The organism is Synechococcus sp. J7-Johnson, assembly GCF_024345795.1.
Taxonomy (GTDB): Bacteria; Cyanobacteriota; Cyanobacteriia; order PCC-6307; family Cyanobiaceae; genus Regnicoccus_A.
The window spans coordinates 1-21,141 of record NZ_JAGQBU010000030.1 but is presented as its reverse complement, the minus strand read 5'-3'; the positions used below and the strand labels follow the sequence as shown (position 1 = coordinate 21,141).

20 protein-coding genes are annotated in these 21,141 nt (G+C 66.9%); 16 read left to right on the top strand and 4 right to left on the bottom strand.

Going from position 1 to position 21,141, the window contains the following annotated elements:
• From arsS to KBY93_RS12925, 7 genes are all read left to right on the top strand, one after another.
• Window positions 1–1,005: an arsenosugar biosynthesis radical SAM (seleno)protein ArsS gene (gene arsS, locus KBY93_RS12955; protein WP_255094844.1), complete on the top strand. Its 1,005-nt coding sequence runs from the start codon at window positions 1–3 to the stop codon at window positions 1,003–1,005.
• Entirely contained in the window at window positions 1,002–1,733 is a 732-nt protein-coding gene (locus KBY93_RS12950; protein WP_255094843.1) for a TVP38/TMEM64 family protein, read from the top strand. The genes arsS and KBY93_RS12950 overlap by 4 nt, the downstream gene beginning before the upstream one ends.
• Before the next feature lie 61 nt (window positions 1,734–1,794).
• A complete protein-coding gene (locus tag KBY93_RS12945; protein ID WP_255094842.1) occupies window positions 1,795–2,877 on the top strand; it encodes a methyltransferase domain-containing protein in 1,083 nt (360 codons plus the stop codon).
• A 44-nt stretch (window positions 2,878–2,921) separates the two neighbouring features.
• Entirely contained in the window at window positions 2,922–4,178 is a 1,257-nt protein-coding gene (locus tag KBY93_RS12940; protein WP_255094860.1) for an MFS transporter, read from the top strand.
• 29 nt (window positions 4,179–4,207) lie between these two features.
• Window positions 4,208–6,355, top strand: coding sequence for a polyphosphate kinase 1 (gene ppk1 / locus KBY93_RS12935; protein ID WP_399223174.1), 2,148 nt, complete (start codon window positions 4,208–4,210; stop codon window positions 6,353–6,355).
• A gap of 183 nt (window positions 6,356–6,538) precedes the next feature.
• Window positions 6,539–7,519 carry an RpoD/SigA family RNA polymerase sigma factor gene (locus KBY93_RS12930; protein WP_255094841.1) on the top strand — a complete coding sequence of 327 codons (981 nt, stop codon included), beginning with the start codon at window positions 6,539–6,541 and terminating at the stop codon, window positions 7,517–7,519.
• 49 nt (window positions 7,520–7,568) lie between these two features.
• Complete coding sequence (locus tag KBY93_RS12925; RefSeq protein ID WP_255094840.1) at window positions 7,569–8,213, top strand: diacylglycerol/polyprenol kinase family protein; 645 nt, start codon at window positions 7,569–7,571, stop codon at window positions 8,211–8,213.
• Here the strand turns inward: KBY93_RS12925 and KBY93_RS12920 are convergent.
• Window positions 8,203–8,517 (bottom strand): hypothetical protein, encoded by a 315-nt coding sequence (locus tag KBY93_RS12920; protein WP_315856414.1) that lies wholly within the window; start codon window positions 8,515–8,517, stop codon window positions 8,203–8,205. The genes KBY93_RS12925 and KBY93_RS12920 overlap by 11 nt on opposite strands.
• Window positions 8,518–8,687: 170 nt before the next feature.
• Window positions 8,688–9,761 carry a 3-deoxy-7-phosphoheptulonate synthase gene (locus KBY93_RS12915; protein WP_255094838.1) on the bottom strand — a complete coding sequence of 358 codons (1,074 nt, stop codon included), beginning with the start codon at window positions 9,759–9,761 and terminating at the stop codon, window positions 8,688–8,690.
• A 130-nt stretch (window positions 9,762–9,891) separates the two neighbouring features.
• Here KBY93_RS12915 and acnB point away from each other — a divergent pair, with 130 nt between their 5' ends.
• The 5 genes from acnB (at window position 9,892) to KBY93_RS12890 (ending at window position 15,751) form a co-directional block, all read left to right on the top strand.
• Window positions 9,892–12,519, top strand: coding sequence for a bifunctional aconitate hydratase 2/2-methylisocitrate dehydratase (acnB, locus tag KBY93_RS12910; protein ID WP_255094837.1), 2,628 nt, complete (start codon window positions 9,892–9,894; stop codon window positions 12,517–12,519).
• The gene (locus KBY93_RS12905) at window positions 12,516–12,938 is read left to right on the top strand and encodes a lysozyme inhibitor LprI family protein (protein ID WP_255094836.1); all 423 of its coding nucleotides are present in this window, start codon (window positions 12,516–12,518) and stop codon (window positions 12,936–12,938) included. The genes acnB and KBY93_RS12905 overlap by 4 nt, the downstream gene beginning before the upstream one ends.
• A gap of 295 nt (window positions 12,939–13,233) precedes the next feature.
• Complete coding sequence (locus KBY93_RS12900) at window positions 13,234–13,491, top strand: hypothetical protein (RefSeq protein WP_255094835.1); 258 nt, start codon at window positions 13,234–13,236, stop codon at window positions 13,489–13,491.
• 72 nt (window positions 13,492–13,563) lie between these two features.
• Window positions 13,564–14,013 carry a hypothetical protein gene (locus KBY93_RS12895; RefSeq protein WP_255094834.1) on the top strand — a complete coding sequence of 150 codons (450 nt, stop codon included), beginning with the start codon at window positions 13,564–13,566 and terminating at the stop codon, window positions 14,011–14,013.
• 154 nt (window positions 14,014–14,167) lie between these two features.
• Window positions 14,168–15,751 (top strand): radical SAM protein, encoded by a 1,584-nt coding sequence (locus KBY93_RS12890; protein ID WP_255094858.1) that lies wholly within the window; start codon window positions 14,168–14,170, stop codon window positions 15,749–15,751.
• Here the strand turns inward: KBY93_RS12890 and KBY93_RS12885 are convergent.
• On the bottom strand, window positions 15,723–17,003 hold the full coding sequence (locus KBY93_RS12885; protein ID WP_255094833.1) for an O-antigen ligase: 1,281 nt from the start codon (window positions 17,001–17,003) through the stop codon (window positions 15,723–15,725). The two genes, KBY93_RS12890 and KBY93_RS12885, sit on opposite strands and share 29 nt — an antisense overlap.
• Complete coding sequence (gene purU, locus KBY93_RS12880) at window positions 17,000–17,854, bottom strand: formyltetrahydrofolate deformylase (RefSeq protein WP_255094832.1); 855 nt, start codon at window positions 17,852–17,854, stop codon at window positions 17,000–17,002. The genes KBY93_RS12885 and purU overlap by 4 nt, the downstream gene beginning before the upstream one ends.
• 107 nt (window positions 17,855–17,961) lie before the next feature.
• On the opposite strand from purU, the gene psbQ reads away from it, so the two are divergent.
• From psbQ to KBY93_RS12860, 4 genes are all read left to right on the top strand, one after another.
• On the top strand, window positions 17,962–18,468 hold the full coding sequence (psbQ, locus tag KBY93_RS12875; protein ID WP_399223169.1) for a photosystem II protein PsbQ: 507 nt from the start codon (window positions 17,962–17,964) through the stop codon (window positions 18,466–18,468).
• 50 nt (window positions 18,469–18,518) lie between these two features.
• Window positions 18,519–19,589: an FAD-binding oxidoreductase gene (locus KBY93_RS12870; RefSeq protein ID WP_255094830.1), complete on the top strand. Its 1,071-nt coding sequence runs from the start codon at window positions 18,519–18,521 to the stop codon at window positions 19,587–19,589.
• 69 nt (window positions 19,590–19,658) lie between these two features.
• Window positions 19,659–20,675 carry a phosphate ABC transporter substrate-binding protein PstS gene (gene pstS, locus KBY93_RS12865; RefSeq protein WP_255094829.1) on the top strand — a complete coding sequence of 339 codons (1,017 nt, stop codon included), beginning with the start codon at window positions 19,659–19,661 and terminating at the stop codon, window positions 20,673–20,675.
• A gap of 87 nt (window positions 20,676–20,762) precedes the next feature.
• On the top strand, window positions 20,763–21,141 hold a 379-nt coding region (locus KBY93_RS12860; RefSeq protein WP_255094828.1), incomplete at its 3' end, for a helix-turn-helix domain-containing protein.

Here is a 21,141-nt window from a genome sequence, read left to right as displayed (position 1 = left end):
ATGCCACCCCAACCCCCCACCCTGCCCAGGCCCGCCACGGCTCCGGCACCCTTCCCGCCGCTGCGGCGAGACCGCCTGGAAACCCTTCAGGTGAACCTCACCTACCGCTGCAACCAGGCCTGCGTGCACTGCCACGTGAATGCCGGCCCGACCCGCACCGAAAGCATGGAGGCCGCCACCCTGGCCCTGATCCCCGAGGTGCTGGCCGCCAGGAAGCTGCGCTGCCTCGATCTCACCGGCGGCGCGCCTGAGCTTCACCCCGAGTTCCGGCAACTGGTGCGACGGGTCCGCGCCCTGGGGGTGGAGGTGATCGATCGCTGCAATCTCACGATCCTGCAGGAGCCGGGCCAGGAGGATCTGGCCGCCTTTCTGGCCGCCGAGGGGGTCACGGTGGTGGCCTCGCTGCCCTGCTACCTGCAGGACAACGTGGAGCGTCAGCGAGGCTCCGGGGTGTTCCAGCGCAGCATCGACGGCCTGCGTCAGCTCAACGCGCTCGGCTACGGCCTGCCGGGCTCGGGTCTGGAGCTGAACCTGGTGTACAACCCCCAGGGGGCGATGCTGCCACCGGCGCAGGGGCCGCTGGAGGCCGACTACCGGCGTGTGCTGGCGGCCGATCACGGCGTGGTGTTCAACCGTCTCTATGCCCTGGCCAACATGCCGGTCCAGCGCTTCGCGGCGGTGCTGAGCGCCCAGGGGGAGCTGGAGGACTACCGGGAGCTGCTGCGCCGCAGCCACCGCGACGCCAACCTGGTGCAGGTGATGTGCCGCAAGCTGATCAGCGTCGACTGGCAGGGCTTCCTCTACGACTGCGATTTCAACCAGCAGCTGGGGCTGGCGATTGCTGGCGATCCGGCCGCTGCAGCCGCAGCTGAGCCAGGTGAACGCTCCCACCTGAGGGATCTGCTGCGGCGCGACCCCAGCGGCGATCCGATCCAGGTGGCCGACCACTGCTTTGGTTGCACTGCCGGCAGCGGCTCCAGCTGCGGCGGGGCGCTGGCCGCATGACGGCAAAACCCGAGCGAGACGTCCCCTCCATCCCAACTTCCATCCCAGCCTCCAGACGCTGGCTGCTGCTGCTGGCGGTGGCCGCACTGCTGGCGCTGTTCTTCCTCCTGGATCTGCCCCGGCAGCTCAGCTTCGACGCCCTGCGCGACGCCCACACCAGCCTGCTGGCCTGGCGCCAGCAGGCGCCTGTCCGTGCCGCGGCCCTCTACGGCCTGGCCTATGTGCTGGTCGCCGGGCTCTCCCTGCCTGGCGCGGCGGTGATGACCCTGGCCGGAGGCGCGGTGTTCGGGCTGGGGCTCGGCACCCTGCTGGTTTCATTCGCCTCCAGCGCCGGGGCCACCATCGCCTTCCTGTTGGCCCGCACCCTGCTGCGCGAGCCGATGCTGAAACGCTTCGGCGCCAGGCTGGCCCCGATCGAGGAGGGCCTGCGCCGCGACGGGGTGCTCTACCTGCTCAGCCTGAGGCTGGTGCCGGTATTTCCTTTTTTCCTGGTGAATGTGGTGATGGGGCTCACGCCGATCCGCACGCTCTCCTTTTACGTCACCAGCCAGATCGGCATGCTGCCCGGCACCCTCGTCTATGTGAACGCCGGCACGCAGCTGGGTCAGCTGCGCAGCCTCGAGGGCATCCTCACGCCGCCGCTGCTGCTGTCGCTGGCGCTGCTGGGGGCCTTCCCCTGGATCGCGCGGCTGGCCCTGGAGCGCTGGAAGCTCTGGCGGCAGGGATGAGCCTGGGCCGAGGCCCCGCCTTGATCACTAGCCTTCAAAACCGGTAGCTGCCCACCACCGCATGACCCGCACCCCCCTGAACGAGGCCGCCGTGCAGCAGGCCGTGCAGACCTATTACGGCAGCACCCTGACCAGCAGCGCCGATCTGCGCACCAACGCCTGCTGCGATGCCAGCGCCGTGCCCGCCGCCCTCCGGCCCCTGCTGGGCCGCCTCCATCCCGAGGTGCTCTCCCGCTACTACGGCTGCGGCCTGGTCTGCCCGCCGTTGCTGGAGGGGGCGCGGGTGCTGGACCTGGGCTGCGGCAGCGGCCGCGACGCCTACCTGCTCGCCCAGCTGGTGGGACCGGGCGGCAGCGTGGTGGGGGTCGACATGACGGCGGAGCAGCTGGCGGTGGCGGAGTCCCACCGCGTCTTTCACGCCGAGGCCTTCGGCTACGACAACGTCCGTTTTCTGGAGGGCTTCATCGAGCAGCTGGAACAGCTCGACCTGGAGCCCGCCAGCTTCGATGTGGTGATCTCCAACTGCGTGGTGAACCTCTCCACCGACAAGCTGGCGGTGCTGCGCGGCGTGCGGCGGCTGCTCAAGCCGGGCGGTGAGTTCCACTTCGCCGATGTCTACGCCGACCGGCGCGTGCCCCAGGCCCTGCAGGCCGATCCAGTGCTCTACGGCGAATGCCTCAGTGGCGCCCTCTACTGGAACGACTTCCTGCGCCTGGCCCGCCAGGCGGGCTTCGCCGATCCGCGCCTGGCGGGCGACCGCCCCCTGGAGATCACCGATCCGGAGCTGGCAGCACGCACCGGCGAGCTGCGCTTCTTCTCCGCCACCTACCGGCTGTTCAACATCGACAGCCTCGAAGATGCCTGTGAAGATCACGGCCAGGCAGTCATCTACAAGGGCACAATCCCCGGCCACCCGCACCGCGTCGACCTCGACATCCACCACAGCTTTGAAACAGGCCGGGTGTTTGCCGTCTGCGGCAATAGCTTCAAGATGCTGCACCAGAGCCGGCTGGCACCCCATTTCAGCTTCATCAACGCCCACTCCAGCGCCCACTTCGGCCTGTTTCCTGGCTGCGGCAGCGTGATGCCCTTCACATCGGCCACAGCCGCGCCAACCACTGCAGGCTCCAGCTCCTGCTGTTGACGACTGCCCATGGGAAGGTAACGGCTGTGTTGCGGGTCGTCGCCATGGGCTGGTCGCGCCCCTCCACGCGGTTCTGCATCTTCCTGACGCTGCTGAACGACCGCCTGGGGGAGAGCATCGTCTTTCCCCTGCTGCCGTTCCTGCTGGCCAGCTTCACCAGCGATGGGCGCACCCTGGGGCTGCTGGCTGGGAGCTACGCCCTGGCCCAGTTCCTGTTCACCCCGTTGATCGGTGCCCTCAGCGACCGCTTCGGACGCAAGCCGGTGATCGCCGGCTGTGTAGCCGGCTCGGTTCTGGGCCTGGGCGGTTTTGCCCTCACCCTGGCCCTGCCCTGGCCGGCGGGCAGCGCCTGGCCGCTGCCGCTGCTGTTCGCCGCCCGGCTGATCGATGGGGTCAGCGGCGGCACTGCCGCCACCGCCGGCGCCGTGCTGGCCGACATCAGTCCTCCGGAGAAGCGGGCCAAGGCCTTCGGACTGATCGGCGTGGCCTTCGGGCTTGGCTTCATCCTCGGGCCTGCCCTGGGGGGGCTGCTGGCGGGGGTGAATGTGACGCTGCCGTTGCTGCTGGCGGTGGCGGTGGCAGCCGTGAACCTGGTGCTGGTGATCACGGTGCTGCCGGAAACCCATCCCCCGGCCGCGCGCCTGGCACTGCCGCGCAAGCGGGAGCTCAACCCGCTCACCCAGCTGATGCGGGTGTTTCGCAACCCCCGGGTGCGGCGGCTCAGCCTGGCCTTCTTTCTGTTCTTTCTGGGCTTCGGCGGCTTCACCGCCGTGCTGGTGCTCTATTTCAAGCAGGTGTTCGGCTGGGGGCCGGAGCTGGCCGCCATGGCCTTCCTGGTGGTGGGGGTGGTGGCCACGGTGGTGCAAGGAGGTCTGATCGGACCGCTGGTGCAACGCTTCGGTGAGGTACGCCTCAGCCAGGTCGGCCTGGGCCTGGTGGTCGTGGGCTGTCTCCTGATTCCCCTGGCCACGAAGGCCAACGCCCTGCAGGTTGTTTTCCCGGCCCTGGCCCTGCTGGCCTTCGGCACCGGGCTGGTCACCCCCTGCCTGCGCAGCCAGGTGTCACGCCGGCTGGATGACAGTGGCCAGGGAGCAGCCCTGGGCAGCCTCCAGGGTCTTCAGAGTCTGGGCAGTTTCATCGGCCCACCCCTGGCGGGCCTGGCCTACGACCTGGTGGGCAAGACCAGCCCCTTCTGGGCCGGCATCGCCCTGTTTCTGGTGGTGGGCCTGCTGGTGGCCGGAGCTGGACCCCTCAGCAGCCTTTCCGCAAGCAAGTCCACGACCGTGCCTCCCAGGCCCTGATTGCTACCTTCCACCCAACAGCCCCAGCCATGGATCCGGTGATGAATGAGCCAGTCGTGGCACCAGAGCTCTACATCAACCGCGAGCTGAGCTGGATCGCGTTCAACAGCCGCGTGCTGGCCCAGGCCCTTGATCCCGCCACGCCATTGCTGGAGCAGGCGAAATTCAGCGCCATCTTCAGCAACAACCTTGATGAGTTCTTCATGGTCAGGGTGGCGTCCCTGAAGTCACAGCTGGAGGCGGGCGTCTCCACCCTCAGCGACGACGGTCTCACCCCCCGGGAGCAGCTGGAGGCGATCCAGCTGAAACTGCGCCCGCTGCTGGAGCAACAGCAGGCCCACTACCGCCATCACCTCAAACAGGAGCTGTTCGATCAGGGCGTTCAACTGATCGACTACCAACGCCTGAACAAACAACAGAAGACCTGGGTCAACACCTACTTCCAGACCGCCATCTTTCCGGTGCTCACCCCCCTGGCGGTGGATCCAGCCCATCCCTTCCCGTTCATGAGCAACCTCAGCCTGAACGTGGCGGCACTGATCCGCGATCCCGACACCGGGCAACAGCAGTTCGCCCGGGTGAAGGTGCCCACCAAGACCCTGCCGCGCTTCGTCGAGATTCCCACCGAACTGTGCACCCGCGAGCCCTCCCCCGTGTACACCGTGGTGCCCCTGGAGCAGGTGGTGGCCTTCAACCTGCAGCTGCTCTTCCCCGGCATGACGATCGAGGGGCATTACTTCTTCCGCATCACCCGCGACGCTGACCTGGAGCTGCGCGACCTGGAGGCCGACGATCTGATGGAGGCTCTGCAGGAGGGCCTGCGCAAACGCCGCCGCGGCGGAGAAGTGGTGCGGCTCGAGGTGGCCAACGAGATGCCCGATGAGGTGGTGGATCTGTTGATGGAGGGCACCGATGTGGATCTGGCCGACCTCTATCGGATCAATGGACCCCTGGGCCTCGACGACCTGATGCGCCTGCTGGCGATCCCCCTGCCCCAGCTCAAGGACAAGCCCCACCAGGGCCGCACCGCCACCGCCCTGGGCCGGGCCCAGAAGAGCCGCCTGGGGGATGGCTCGATCAAGGCCGAGGAGTTCGAAAGCATCTTTGCGGCGATCCGGCGCAACGATGTGCTGCTCCATCACCCCTACGACCTTTTCTCCACCTCGGTGGAGGAGTTCATCAACCAGGCCGCCGACGACCCCTCGGTGCTGGCCATCAAGATGACCCTTTACCGCACCTCGAAGGATTCGCCCATCATCGCGGCGCTGATCCGCGCCGCCGAGAACGGCAAGCAGGTGATGGCCCTGGTGGAGCTCAAGGCACGCTTCGACGAGGACAACAACATCCAATGGGCCCGTCAGCTCGAGCACTCGGGCGTTCACGTGGTCTATGGCGTGCTGGGCCTCAAAACCCACACCAAGATCATGCTCGTGGTGCGCAAGGAAAAAGAACGGCTGCGCAGCTACGTGCACATCGGCACAGGCAACTACAACTCCAAAACCTCCAGCCTCTACACCGACCTAGGCCTGCTCTCGGCCCAACCGGAGCTTGGGCAGGATCTGGTGGAGCTGTTCAACTACCTCACCGGCTTCTCGAAACAGCAGAGCTTCCGCAGTCTGCTGGTGGCTCCCGTCACCCTGCGCAAGGGAATGGAGGCCCTGATCCAGCGGGAAATCAGCCACGCCCGCGAGGGCAGAGGCGGACACATCCGCGCGAAGATGAATGCCCTGGTGGATCCAGCGATCATCGCCCTGCTCTATGAAGCATCCCAGGCCGGGGTGGTTATCGAGCTGGTGATCCGAGGGATGTGCTGCCTGAGACCCGGGGTGCCTGGTGTGAGCGAAACGATCCAGGTGATCAGCATCATCGGCCGCTTTCTCGAGCACTCCCGGATGTTCTGGTTCGCCAATGCCGGTGAGCCAGAGATGTACATCGGTAGCGCCGATTGGATGCCACGCAACCTCGACCGTCGCGTCGAAGCGGTGACGCCGATCAAGAATCCACAGCTGCGCAGCCAGCTGGAGCGCCTGCTGGACACCTACCAGAACGACGACTGCGCCGCCTGGGACATGCAGAGCGACGGCAGCTTCATCCAGCGACGGCCCAGTGGCGACCCCCGCTGCGCCCAGCTCGATCTGATCAAGCAGTGGCGCAAAGGGCTGAATGCACCGGCCTGAGGCATAGCGAACCAGGATCACCAATTCTTGTAAGCATCGCTACACGACCTGCTGAATCGGCATCATGCACAACTCAATGAAGAAAAGTAGCTTGTCCATCTTCACGGAGTCTTCGGATTTTTACAGCAGGCCACCTCTGGACCCTGCTATGTTCCGCGCACAACTCATCTGGAGGCTGGGGTGATGGGGACACCTTTGCAATCCACCCCTGCCACAGGTCTCGCTCCCAAAAAGGCGAAGTCAGCGGCACGGGCGGTGCAGCCCAAAACCGGAGGAGGTCGGCTCAGCGCCGATTCCATCGGCTGGTTCCTGAGCAACATCGGCCGCGTTCCACTGCTCACGGCAGCTGAAGAGATCGAGCTGGCTCACCACGTGCAGTCAATGAAGCGCCTGCTGGAGTTACCCGACGCTTCCCTCACTCCCCGCCAGCGGCACCAGATCCGCATGGGGGGTCGTGCCCGCGACCGCATGATGGCCGCCAACCTGCGTCTGGTGGTGAGCGTCGCCAAGAAGTATCAGAACCAGGGGCTGGAACTTCTCGATCTCGTCCAGGAAGGGGCGATCGGGCTGGAGCGGGCCGTTGACAAGTTCGATCCGGCCATGGGCTACAAATTCTCCACCTATGCCTACTGGTGGATTCGCCAGGGCATGACCCGGGCCATCGACAACAGTGCGCGCACGATTCGCCTGCCGATTCATGTGAGCGAAAAACTCTCGAAGATGCGTCGCATCACCCGGGAGCTCTCCCACCGCTTCGGTCGCCAGCCCAACCGGCTGGAGCTGTCCCATGCAATGGGCATGGACATCAAGGATCTGGAGGACCTGATCTCCCAGAGCGCCCCCTGCGCCTCCCTTGATGCCCACGCCAGGGGCGAGGAGGACCGCAGCACCCTGGGCGAGCTGATCGCCGATCCGGCCAGCACCGAGCCCATGGATCACATGGACCGCTCGATCCAGAAGGAGCACCTCGGCGCCTGGCTCTCGCAGCTGAACGAGCGGGAACAGGAAATCCTGCGACTGCGCTTCGGCCTGGAAGGCAAGGAGCCTCTGACCCTCGCTGAGATCGGCCGCAAGATCAACGTCTCACGCGAGCGCGTGCGTCAGCTTGAAGCCAAGGCGATCATGAAACTGCGGCTGATGAGCAACCTGCAGCAGGCCGCCTGAGCCAGGGCGGCTGTCAGGCTGGGCCCCGCCGGCTGGGATTGAAGCGCTGATGGGAGTGGCCTTGGTGCTGGTCTGGCTGGCCTGTGTCCTCGGTCTGGCGATCTGGGCCCGCCAACGCTGGCCCGATCAACCCGAGTGGAGCCGCAAACTGCTGCATATCGGTTCCGGACCGGTGGTCCTGATCGCCTGGGCCGTCGGGATCGATCGCTGGATCGCCCTGCCGGCTGCGGCCGTGGTCACCCTGCTGGCGGCCCTGAACCACCGCTACCGCTTACTGCCGGCCATTGAGGACGTGGGGCGCCACAGCTACGGAACGGTGGCCTACGGCGCCGCGATCACCCTGTTGCTGGCACTGTTCTGGCCGGCCCAGCCCCAGGCCGTGGTGGCGGGGGTGCTGGTTATGGCCCTGGGGGATGGCTTCGCCGGGCTGCTTGGACCCTTGATCTCCTCACCGAGCTGGCAGATCCTCGGGCAACGCAAGTCGGTGGTGGGCACCGGGGCCATGGCCGGCATGGCCCTGATGGTGGTGGTGCTTCTGCGCCAGCTGGGGGGCTCGGGGCCCGGCCCAGCCGCCCTGGTGCTGATCAGCCTGACGGCCACTCTGCTGGAGCAGATCGCCGTCGTCGGCCTCGATAACCTCAGCGTTCCAGTGGCCACGGGCCTGCTCTGGAGCTGGCTCTCGCTCAGGCCCTGAGCATCCCCTCGCAGCGGTGCTGCCAGTCGGAGGGGGTACCGAGGCCGGCCACCACCAATCGATCGCTGGGCTCAGCCTTGAGACGCAGCTGCCACTGGCGGATCACCTCGGCACGCTCCATCCAGGCCTGGAGAACTGTGGTCTGAATGCCCTCGGGATCCCAGCCCCGCTGACGGGCTGAACCCAGGGCCCAGCCGAGCAGATCATCGAGCTGGAAGGGTCGAAAGCCTGCAAACACCGGCCCTGTGGGCTCCCGGGTGGCACCACTCTGCTCAAGATAGAACAGCTGGAGGGGTTCGCTCAAGCCGCAGAATTGGAGGAGATAGGACATTGGGTTGACTCCTGATGCATCACCGGATGCCTCAAGGAACGGCAACTTAGTGCGCCCATCAGAATCAACTGTTCAACAGGAACATCCTGTTGCAAGAACATGATTCTGGCAGTCTCACTCCGGGAGTGCCAGAACTAATCCAATCAGACCGGGGCGAGGCTGTTGGCCTGGGCCTCAGCCACGGCTTCGGCAAGCCCCTCCAGCACCGTACGGGTGGTCTCAAGGTCGATGCAGGCATCGGTGATGCTCTGGCCGTAGGCAAGCTGGCTCAGATCGGCGGGGATCTTCTGATTGCCTGCCACCAGGTGACTTTCGATCATCACCCCCATCACATGACGGGAGCCACCGCGCAACTGGCCGGCCACCTCGGTCAGCACCTCCCCCTGGCGCCGGTAGTCCTTGTTTGAGTTGCCGTGGCTGCAGTCGACCATCAGCCTCGCTGGCAGACCCTCCTTCTGAAGGGCATGGGCCGCCTGCTCGATCGCTTCGGAGTGGTAGTTGGTTCCTCCCTTGCCGCCGCGCAGCACCAGATGGCCATCGGGATTGCCTGTGGTGGAAACGATCGCGGCGTGGCCCAGCTGGCTGATGCCCAGGAAATGGTGGGGCTTGGAGGCTGCCTGCATGGCATGGATGGCCGTGACGGCGCTGCCGTCGGTGCCGTTCTTGAAGCCGATCGGCATAGACAGGCCGGATGCCATCTCCCGGTGGGTCTGGCTTTCGGTGGTGCGAGCCCCGATCGCCGTCCAGCCGATCAGATCAGCGATGTACTGGGGCACCACAGGATCGAGCAGCTCGGTGGCAGCCGGCAGCCCCATCTCGGCCAGGTGCACCAGCAGGCCCCGCGCCAGGCGCAGACCGGTGTTGATGTCGTAGCTGCCGTCGAGATGGGGATCGTTGATCAGGCCCTTCCAGCCCACGGTGGTGCGGGGCTTCTCGAAATACACACGCATCACCACCTCCAACTGGTCACGGTGGCGCTCGCGCACCTCGGCGATCGCATCGGCATAGGCCCGGGCGGCCTCCACGTCGTGCACCGAACAGGGACCGACGATCACCAGAACGCGGGAGTCCTGCCCATGCAGGATCGCCTTGATCCGCTCACGCGCATCGAGCACGGTGCGGGCCGCCGTCTGGCTCAGAGGCAGTTCGCGGTGGAGGACCGCCGGGGCCACCAGCGGCCGTGTCTCCACGATGTGGAGGTCGGAGGTGGTGAGCATGCCGGGAGCGGTCGTGAACCGAGGGCCAATCTCACACCCTAGAGACTCTCCCCGCAGCATCTTTGGCAACGATGGTGACTGAGCGGGGGACCACGGCCAGAAACAATGGAGACAACCCCATTGTTTCGCCATGCCCTCTCCAGAGAGTGACACCGACCTGCTGGTGAGCTACCGCCAGGCGGAGGCGGAGCGCACCGCTCTCGGGGTGCCGCCCCTGCCGCTCACCGCCGCCCAGGCCCAGGCCCTCACCCAGCTGCTGGAGCAGCCTCCCGCCGGTGAGGAGACCGTTCTGCTCGATCTGCTCAGTGAACGCATCCCGCCGGGAGTGGATGAGGCCGCCTACGTCAAGGCCAGCTGGTTGAGCGCCATCGCCCAGGGACTGAGCGCGAGCCCCCTGGTCAGCCCGATCGAGGCCACCAGGCTGCTGGCCACCATGATCGGCGGCTACAACGTCGGTGCCCTGATCAGCCTGCTCGGCCACGCCGATGCCGCCGTCGCCGCCGAAGCGGCCCGTGGTCTGAGCCGCACCCTGCTCGTCTACGACTCGTTCCACGACGTGCTGGAGCTGGCGGCCAGCAACCCCTGGGCGAAGCAGGTGGTCGACAGCTGGGCCGCCGCCGAATGGTTCACCGCCAAGGCGGAACTGCCGGCGGCGATCACCGTCACGGTATTCAAGGTGGAGGGTGAAACCAACACCGACGACCTCTCCCCCGCCACCCACGCCACCACCCGCCCCGACATCCCCCTGCACGCCATGGCGATGCTGGAGACCCGCATGCCGGGCGGGCTGGAGCTGATCGAGCAGCTCAAGACCAAGGGTCACCCCGTCGCCTACGTGGGTGATGTGGTGGGCACCGGCAGCTCGCGCAAGTCGGCGATCAACTCCGTGCTCTGGCACACCGGCACCGACATCCCCCATGTTCCCAACAAGCGCGGCGGCGGCGTGATCCTGGGCGGCAAGATCGCACCGATCTTTTTCAACACCGCCGAGGATTCCGGCGCCCTGCCGATCGAGTGCGATGTCTCGGCGCTGAACTCGGGTGATGTGATCACGATCCGTCCGTATGCGGGCACGATCGAACGGGCTGAAGGCGAACCCGGCGCCGGTGAGGTGGTGGCCCGCTTCGAGCTCAAGCCCAGCACCATCGCCGATGAAGTGCGCGCCGGTGGCCGCATCCCCCTGCTGATCGGCCGCTCATTGACCGACAAGGTGCGGGCCCAGCTGGGTCTGGCGCCCTCGGAGCTGTTCATCCGCCCCGCGGCCCCGGCCGATACCGGCAAGGGCTTCACCCTGGCCCAGAAGATGGTGGGCAAGGCCTGCGGCCTGCCGGGCGTGCGCCCAGGCACCAGCTGCGAACCGCTGATGACCACCGTCGGCTCCCAGGACACCACCGGGCCGATGACCCGTGACGAGATGAAGGAGCTGGCCTGCCTCGGCTTCTCCGCCGATCTGGTGCTGCAGAGCTTCTGTCACACCGCCGCCTACCCCAAGCCGGTTGACCTCAAAACCCACGCCGAGCTGCCCGATTTCATGGCCTCCCGCGGCGGCGTCGCCCTGCGCCCCGGCGACGGCATCATCCACAGCTGGCTCAACCGCATGCTTCTGCCCGACACCGTGGGCACCGGCGGCGACAGCCACACACGCTTCCCCCTGGGCATCTCCTTCCCCGCAGGATCGGGCCTGGTGGCCTTCGCCGCCGCCATCGGCGCCATGCCGCTCGACATGCCCGAATCGGTGCTGGTGCGTTTCAGCGGTTCACTCCAGCCTGGCGTCACCCTGCGCGACGTGGTCAACGCCATCCCCTGGGTGGCGATTCAGAAGGGTCTGCTCACGGTGGAGAAGGCCAACAAGAAGAACGTGTTCTCCGGCCGGATCATGGAGATCGAAGGGCTGCCCGATCTCAAGCTGGAGCAGGCGTTCGAGCTCACGGATGCGACCGCCGAACGGTCGTGTGCAGGCTGCACGATCAAGCTCTCGGAAGCCACCGTGGCCGAATACCTGCGCAGCAACGTGGCGCTGCTCAGGAACATGATCGCCCGCGGCTATCACGACGAGCGCACGATGGCCCGGCGGATCCAGGCGATGGAGGCCTGGCTGGCCGATCCCCAGCTGATGGGCGCCGACGCCGACGCCGAGTACGCCGAAATCATCGAGATCAATCTCGATGATCTCACCGAACCGGTGCTGGCCTGCCCCAACGATCCCGACAACGTCAAGCTGCTCTCCGAGGTGGCGGGCGATCGGATCGATGAGGTGTTCATCGGTTCCTGCATGACCAACATCGGCCACTACCGCGCCGCTGCCACCGTGCTCGACGGGGCCGGCACCAGCGCCGCGCGGCTGTGGGTCTGCCCCCCCACCCGCATGGACGACGAGGTCCTGCGCACCGAGGGTTACAGCGCCAAGTTCGAGGCCGCCGGCGCCCGCATGGAGCTGCCCGGATGCTCACTCTGCATGGGCAACCAGGCTCGGGTGGAAGACAACACCACCGTGTTCTCCACCAGCACCCGCAACTTCAACAACCGACTCGGAAACGGCGCCCAGGTGTATCTGGGCAGCGCCGAACTGGCGGCGGTGTGTGCCCTGCTGGGCCGCATTCCCAGCCCGGCCGAGTACCTGGAGATTGCGGCGGCCAAGATCGATCCCCTCTCAGGCGAGCTCTACCGCTACCTCAACTTCGACCAGATCGATGGGTTCAGTGAAGCCGGCCGCGTCGTGAGTGTGGAGGAGGAGGAGAAGGTGCTGGCTGAGGTATGAACCCCCAGCTGCACGCACCCATCCTGGCCGCATGCACGCTGCTCGGGCTGCTGGCGCCCGTGGCGCGGGCCGACGATCCCAGCGGTGGCTACTTCTCCGGCACCGCGGTTGAGTGCCCGGGCCTGCCCCAGGCAGAGGCGGCGGCAGTGGCCTGCCATCGGCAGGCGCTGGCAAAAGCCGACCGGGAACTCAATGTCGTCTACAGCGACCTGATGGCGCGGGCCGACTCCCAGGAGCGCCGGGCCCTGCAGGACGCCCAGTTGGCCTGGATCCGTCTGCGCGATTCCCAGTGCGCCCTGGTGAAGGCCTACTACAGACGCTCACCATTCCCAGAAAAATGGACCAGCCGCTGCCAGGCCGTGCAGACGATCCGCCGGGTGCAGGAGCTACGGGCCCTGGGCACGGGCATCAGCTGGTGAGAGCCTCAGCACGACGACCCTCAAGGGCTTCGGCCATGTCCAGAGGCCTGGGCGCGGCGTTTGTCGCGCTGATGGCTTGCATGGACCCGGCTGGGCAGGCCTTGGCTTTCGAGCCGGTGGGCGAGCCGATACTGGCCTGCAGCAACCGGGGCGGCACGATCAAGCACTCGAGGGAGACGGTGGCCTCAGCTCTACGCGGCAACATGATGCCGGTCAAGTGCGTGGTCGCCAGTGGCTACGGCAATGAGCGGACCATGCCCCGGCGGACAAAAGCAAGGTCGCGGCAATCTTCCTGGTGCTGGACCTGAGCAGGGGTCTGGCGGCGGCCTGGGTCCTAGTGCTGCTGCTCAAGCCGGTGCTGGTGGCCAGCCTGGGCAGCCTCTTGGTGGCCCGGTTGCTGAATCGCCAGTCGATCTACCAGCGGCTGATCCCTCCAGAAACGTCGCTGAACTCCAGCGGCAGGGGCGTTGCTGAACTGCCTGTGCTGTCGGTGCCGCTGCGGCCGCGGCAAGCCTGTGACAAACGGAACCAGAGCCGTTGTTTCTGTAGTTGAGGTTACAAAATGCCACGCCATCTGAAGCGTTCGATTTCGCTGCATAGCTTGAGGGCCGTCAGCTCTCCCCCCATGAACGCGACACGCCTCTGGACCCGTTCCGCCTTGGGCGGGGTGATTCTGGCCTCTCTGCTGCTCACCAGCTGCCAGGGCGCCAAGGAGGGCATGAAGCAGGCCGGGGGCGGCATGGGGGATGCGGCCAAGCAAGCAGCCGGTGATGCCGCCAGAACCGCCGTGACCCCGGCACTCGCTCCCCTGATGGACATCCTCAACAAGGGCCAGAGCCAGATCAAGGCCGGTGACCTCCAGGGCGCCATGGCCACCATGGGCGGCTTCGAGGGGGTGTTCAAAAAGGTGGGGCCCCTGATCCAGCCCCTGGCCGGCGACAAGTGGCCCGCAATCGAAGCAGCCGCTCAACAGGTGATCAGCACCTTCGGCGGTGCCACTCCCCCAACCGCCGAGAGCGGCAGTGGGGCCATCTCAGGCCTGATGAGCCTGCTGAACGGGCTCAAGACCAACTGAGCAGACTTCTCCACCCCGCCAGCCGGCCGACGGCAGGAGCAACGGCCAGTCCCGGAGGGTGACAGCCTGGGTTCACTGCGCCGATGACCTTTCCCTGGACCAGGAGACCCTGCTGTTCGAGCCTGCCCAACCGGCCGCCCATGCACTGCGCACCGTGCTGGCCTTCCCCAGCACCTATTCCGTGGGCATCACCAGCCTGGGTTATCAGGTGGTCTGGGCGACCCTGGCGCGGCGGTCCGACCTTGATGTGCGGCGGCTGTTCACCGACCGCAGCGACCCCCCCCACCGCCACTGCGACCTCTTCGGTCTCTCGCTCAGCTGGGAACTGGATGGCCCGGTGCTGCTGGACCTGCTGGAGCAGCAAGGCATTCCGCTCTGGAGCCGGCAGCGGGGCGAGGACGATCCGATCGTCTTCGGGGGCGGACCGGTGCTCACCGCCAACCCCGAGCCCCTGGCCCCCTTCTTCGACGCCGTGCTGCTGGGCGATGGCGAACAGTTGCTGCCCGACTTCGTTGAGTCGGTGATCGCCCACCGGCAGGCCCCGAGGGCCGAGCGGCTGCGCGCTCTGGCGCGGGTGCCGGGGGTGTATGTGCCAACGCTTTACGCCCCCCGCTACGACAGCGCCGGAAGCCTGCTGGCGGTGGAGCCGATCGAGGCGGACATCCCGGCGACCGTGGCCAAGCAGACCTGGCGGGGCAACACCCTCAGCCACTCGATGGTGATCACCCCCGAGGCGGCCTGGCCCTCGATCCACATGGTGGAGGTGGTGCGCAGCTGCCCCGAGCTCTGCCGCTTCTGCCTGGCCAGCTACCTCACCCTGCCCTTCCGCACCCCGTCACTCGACGACGGCCTGATCCCCGCCGTGGAGGCGGGTCTGGGGGCCACCCGCAGGCTGGGCCTGCTGGGGGCCTCGGTCACCCAGCACCCCCAGTTCGCCGACCTGCTGAGCTGGCTTGACCAGGACCGCTTCGATGACACCCGGGTGAGCGTGAGCTCGGTGCGCGCCGCCACGGTGACGCCACAGCTGGGGCGGATCCTGGCCAGGCGCGGCAGCAAGTCGCTGACGATTGCGATCGAGAGCGGCAGCGAGCGGATGAGGCAGGTGGTGAACAAGAAGCTGGCCACCGAGGAGATCTTCGCGGCGGCCCGCTACGCCAAGGAGGGCGGGCTCAGCGGCCTGAAGCTCTACGGCATGGCCGGCCTTCCAACCGAGGACGACGATGACATCGAAGCCACCGCCGATCTGCTGCTGGCTCTGAAGAAGGCCACCCCCGGCCTGCGTCTGAGCCTGGGGGTGAGCAGCTTCGTGCCAAAGGCCCATACCCCGTTTCAGTGGGAACCGGTGCGGCCCGAAGCGGAGAAGCGCCTGAAACGGCTGGCGCGCCGCCTGCAGCCCAAGGGCATCGACTTGCGGCCCGAGAGCTACGGCTGGAGCGTGATCCAGGCGCTGCTCTCCCGCAGCGACCGGCGCCTGGCCGCCGTGATCGCCGCCGTGCGGGGCCGCCACGGCAGTCAGGGGGGATGGAAGGCCGCCTACCGCAGCCTGTGCGAGCAACCTGAGGGAAGCCTGCCCCCGCTCCCGCCCTGGCAGGACGCGATCCATGGTCTCTGGGACACGGAGAGGGTGCTGCCCTGGGAGCACCTGGAGGGGCCCCTGCCCAAGGCCACCCTGGCCCGTCACAGGCAGGAGGCCCTCGCGGCAGCCAGCGTCAGACCCGCCTGCGCAGCTCCGGGCTGAGGGAGTAGGCGCGCAGGCCGCAGAGCAGCACCCAGCCGGCGATGTTGATGCGGCTGTCATAAAGCGGAATGTCGGTGGCGTGGAGCGCCATCAGCACCAGGAAGGCCGCCCACCAGGCCCGATCGAACAGGGCCCCACTCGCCATGCCCAGGCGGGCCGCCTGAATCTGCAGCGCCAGCACCAGGCCCACCAGCAGCAACGCCACCACAGCCCCATGGCTGACCGCCAGGTCGATCGGCAGATTGTGGGGATGACCATGCCAGATGCCGGCGGTGCGCAGGGGATAGATCGCGCTGAAGGCGGCAGCGCCCCAGCCGAGCCAGGGACGTTCCGCCACCAGCTGCAGCGCCACCCCCCACTGGTTGATCCGGGTGATGGCCAGGGGGCGGCGGCCGGCGAACTCCAGATCGCTCAGCCGCTCCCAGATCACAGCGGGTACAAGCTCTCGGGCGGGTTGCTGCAGCACCACGGGCACCCCCGGCAGGCTGGCAAGCCCCACGGGGATGAGCAGCACCACCAGCAGGGGCAGGAGCCAGATCCAGCGGGCCGGACCCGCCACCAAGGGGAGCGCCAGCACCAGGGCCCCCCAGGCATTGCGGGAGTCGGTGAGGGCGATGGCGGCCACCAGGCCCACCGTGATCAGCAAGGCCGGCATGCGCTTCAACAACGATTGAGGGCGCTGCAGCAGCGCCGCCAGGGCAAAGGGCCAGGCCAGGGCCAGCCAGGCTCCGGCGATGTTGGCGTAGTCGAACAGGCCGGCCAGGCGCCCGGGCGGATTGCCACCGGCATTGAGGTGCCAGATGATCGCTCCCCCCAGGGTCTGAAACGGCCCGCTCCAACCCCAGACGATTTGTCCGAGGCCGGTGACGATCACCGGCACGGTGCCGGCCACCAGCCAGAGGGCCAGCCGCCGGCGGGCCGGGGCCGAGGCCAGGTAGGGCTGAAACCCCCAGAACGCCCAGAAGAAGGGCAGCCAGTTGCCCAGGCCCACCCAGGCCAGCCAGCCACTGGAGGCGGTGAAACAACCCAGCACCATCAGGGCTGACACCAGCAGCAGTACCTGATTGACCCGATCCCGCCACCAGGGCAGGCGCTGGCGGCAACCAAGGATCAGGGCCACCAGCAGGAGGACTCCGGCCAGCAGGGCTGAACTGGCCAGCAACAGCAAGCCCAGCTGAAAACAACGCCAGCCCAGGGGCGAGGCGCCCTCGGGCCTGGTCGCATCAAGGCGCCGCAGCCACTCCTGCCTCACGAGAACACGGCGGTGCGACCCCGGTAGACCATCACCTGGCGGCGCAGGTGCAGCCTCAGGGCCCGGGCAAGGGCCAGCCGCTCCATGTCACGGCCCTTGCGGATCAGGTCCTCCACGTCATCCCGGTGACTCACGGGCACGGTGGCCTGCTCGATGATCGGTCCGCCGTCGAGATCTTCGGTCACGTAGTGGGCAGTGGCTCCGATCAGCTTCACGCCCCGCTCCCAGGCGCGGTGATAAGGCTGAGCGCCCTTGAAGGCCGGCAGGAAGGAATGGTGGATGTTGATCACCGCGGGGAAGCTGGCCAGGAAGTCGGGGCTGAGCACCTGCATGTACTTGGCCAGCACCACCAGCTCGATGCCGTGATCTTCCAGCACCTGCAACTGCGCCCGCTCAGCCTCCTGCTTGGAGTCGGGCAGCACCGGCAGATGGACGAAGCGTGCGCCGAAATCCTCTGCCAGGGCCTGCAGATCGGGGTGATTGGAGATCACCAGCGGCACCTGCATCGGCAACTCCCCGGCCCGGGTGCGCCAGAGCAGATCCACCAGACAATGATCCTGTTTGCTCACGAAGATCGCGACCCGTGCTGCGGCATCGGAGAAATGGACCTGACCGTCACCACCAAGCCGCTCCGCCAGGGCCGTCACCGCCGGCGCCACCGCCTCCCGCGGCAGTCCGAAACCCTCCAGCTGCCACTCGATCCGGCTGAGGAACAGCCCAGCGCCGGCGTCGGTGTGGTGATCGGCATGGCGAATATTGCCACCGTTGGCAGCCACCCAGCCGGAGAGCTCACTGACCAGACCCGGACGGTCGGGGCAGATCACCTGCAGGATTGCTGTGGGCACGCTCATCGGCACCAGGGCCTGTCTCGAAGGGCATTGTGCCCGGCGCTCTCCAGGCCAGTCGCCAGCAAGGCAGATGGCCATGCCGGTGCGACGTACAGTCGCGCCTGACTTCGGTGCTCACCATGGCCGTTCAGCTGGTTTCCACCCTTCGTCATGCGCTGAGGCAGCTGGGCCTCCTGGCTCTCGCCGTGCTGCTCAGCTTCGGATTGGTGGCCTGCGATGGCGGCCAGGCCAAGAAAGCCCCGAGCATCAGTACAGCCGATCTGGCGATCATCCAGCGACAGGCCGAGGGATTCCTGGCAGCCAAGGACCGGCTGCCCGAGCTGGCCACACTGGTGAACGACAGGAACTGGGTGTTCACCCGCAATCTGATCCACGGCCCCATGCAGGAAGTGGGCCGAGAAATGCTCTATATCAACCAGCGCCTTCTTCCCGCCGACCGCGCCGAAGCCACCGCCAGGGCCAAACAGCTCAAGAGCGCTCTGGCCGAGCTCGATGAGGCCGCGCGACTCCAGGATGGAGAACGGCTGCGTAAGGGCTACATCAAGGTGGCCAGGGGCTTTGGTTCCTACGCCGAGGTGCTCCCCGCCGCTGCGCTGCCCAGCGGCTCCGCAGCCTGAGCGCTTCTCCAGCACATCCTGAGCTTCCGGCCGAGCCTCGCTCGGTCGTCGTGATTGGCGCCGGCATCGTCGCCCTGGCCACGGCCTGGCTGCTTCAGGGCCGCGGCCATCGAGTGCGGCTGATCGCCCCCGATGCCCATGGGCCTGATCCGGAGGATTGCGGCAACGGCAGTGCCGCGGCCCTGGGGGTGTTGATGGCCCAAGTGTTCCAGCGCAGCAGGGGCCGCGCCTGGCGCCTGCGCCAGACCTCCCTGAGCCTCTGGACTGAGTGGCGCCAGCAGTTGAGCGGGCGTGGTTGGCCGATCCCCTTCCAGGCCGGCCTGCTTCTGCTGCCGCAGGACCTCGGCGATGTCAAACGGCTGCGCCAGCTGCTGGAGGAACGCCAGGTCCTTGGTCTGCCCCTGAGCTGGTGGGAGCCATCTCGGCTGCAGGAGCTGGGTCTGACTCTGGGTGATACCGAGAACAACGCGGGTGGTCTCCACTCCGCCCAGGACGGACAGCTGGATCCCCTGGCCGCCATGGACGCTTTTCGCCGTGATGGCCTGCGGCAGGGCCTGGAGCTGCTCAGCGACCGCGTGGTTGGGCTGGAGCGGCAGCCGGCAGGCTGGAGAGTGCACGGCCAATCAGCCGCGCAGGCCATCGAGGCTGATTGGGTGGTGGTGGCAGCGGGCCTGGCCAGCGAAGGGCTTCTGGCCCCCCTGGAGCACCAGCGACCGCTGCAACCCGTGCTGGGCCAGTGCCTGGAGCTGGCGACCAGCGCGCCGATCCGCTGGCCCTGCCCAGTGATCTGGCAGGGGCTCAACCTGGTGCCTCGGCCAGGCGGGGGTCTCTGGCTGGGGGCGACCCTGGAGCCGGGGGATCAGGCCGACCCGGAACTGCTGGGGCCGATGCGACAGCTCGCCGGCAGGGTCCTGGGCTGCGAATGGCTGCGGGAGGCGGCAGTGATCCGCCGCTGGCAGGGCCTGCGGGCCAGACCCATCGGCAGGCCGGCCCCGCTGCTGGAGCATCTGGAGCCTGGACTGCTGCTGCTGAGTGGTCACTACCGCAATGGTGTGCTGCTGGCACCGGCCTCTGCCCAGTGGGCCGTGGAGCAGATCGAAAGTTCCCTTACCTGTCGTTAACGTTCTCGGCTCCGTAGCTGGATACCGTCACGTAGGTGACCGCAGTTTCGGAGCAAACCTCCTCCCACCATGACTTCAATCCAACCCCGTTCTCTTGGCAAGGTCGGCACGGCCCTGGGCCTCTCGCTCACCCTGGGCCTCTCCGCCTGCGGGGGTGGTGGTGGTGGTGGCGGGGGTGGTGGTCTCACCGGCAGCCTCAATGGAGCCGGAGCCTCCTTCCCGGCCTCGATCTATCAGCGCTGGTTCCAGGATCTGGCCAGCGAGGGCATCAACGTCAACTACCAGTCGGTTGGGTCAGGAGCTGGCGTTCGTCAGTTTGTGGCGGGCACCATCGATTTCGGCGCCTCCGACGCGCCGATGAAGGCGGACGACATCGCCAAGGTCAAGCGAGGCGTCGTTCAGGTGCCGATGACGGCGGGCGCCATCGCCGTGGCCTACAACCTGCCGGGTTGTGATCTCAAGCTCAGCCAGGAGCAGGTGGTGGGAGTGTTCCTCGGCAAGATCAAGAACTACAAGGATCTGGGCTGCGCGGACAAGCCGATCAACGTGGTGCACCGCTCCGATGGCTCCGGCACCACCTACAACTTCACCAACAGCCTGGCGGCCTTCAGCGACGAGTGGAAGAACGGACCCGGGGCAGCCAAGTCGGTGGCCTGGCCCACCGGAGTGGGTGCCAAGGGTAATGAAGGCATCGCCGCCACCTTGAAGCAGACACCCGGCGGCATCGGCTATGTGGAAACCGCCTACGTACAGGGAGAACTGCAGGCAGCGGCCGTGCAGAACAAGAACGGTGAGATGCTCAAACCCACGAACGAAACCGCCAGTGCGGCACTGGGCTCGATCGACATCGGTCCGGATCTGGTGGGAAGCGATCCAAATCCGGCAGCCGGCTACCCGATCGTTACCTTCACTTGGATCCTGCTCTACAAGAGCGGTAACGGTGACAAAACCGCGTTACTGCAGAAAGTGTTCGAGCACACCCTCTCGCCCAAAGCCCAATCGCTGGCCCCCGAACTGGGTTACGTGAGCCTGCCCCCCGAAGTGGTGACCCGGGCAAAGGAAGCCGTGGCCAGCATCGGCAAGTAATCCTCGCCAGTCGATCACTCCAGGACCTAGTGTACAGTCCCGCAAATAACTGATAGAATGTGGAGTGTCTCCCGAGGGAGTCTTTCCATGGCTGTCGGCCGTCCGATGTCGCCGCTGGTCCTCACGGAGGACGAAGTTCAGCAGCTGCAGAGCATCGCCAACTCCCGCTCCTTGCCCCACTCGATCGTGCAGCGCGCGCAGATCGTGCTGGCCTGCGGGGCTGGCGAGACCAACACATCCATCGCCAAGCGGATGGGGCTGACGGGAATGACCGTCGGCAAGTGGCGAAAACGCTACCGGGACCTTGGCCTGGAGGGCCTGCACGATGAGCTCAGACCTGGCCGGCCCCGCACCTACGAGGACGACAAGGTGGCCGAGGTGATCAACCGGGCTCTGCAGTCCAAGCCCACTGATGGCAGCACCCAGTGGACGGCCCGATCCCTGGCAGCCGCAACTGGGATTTCCA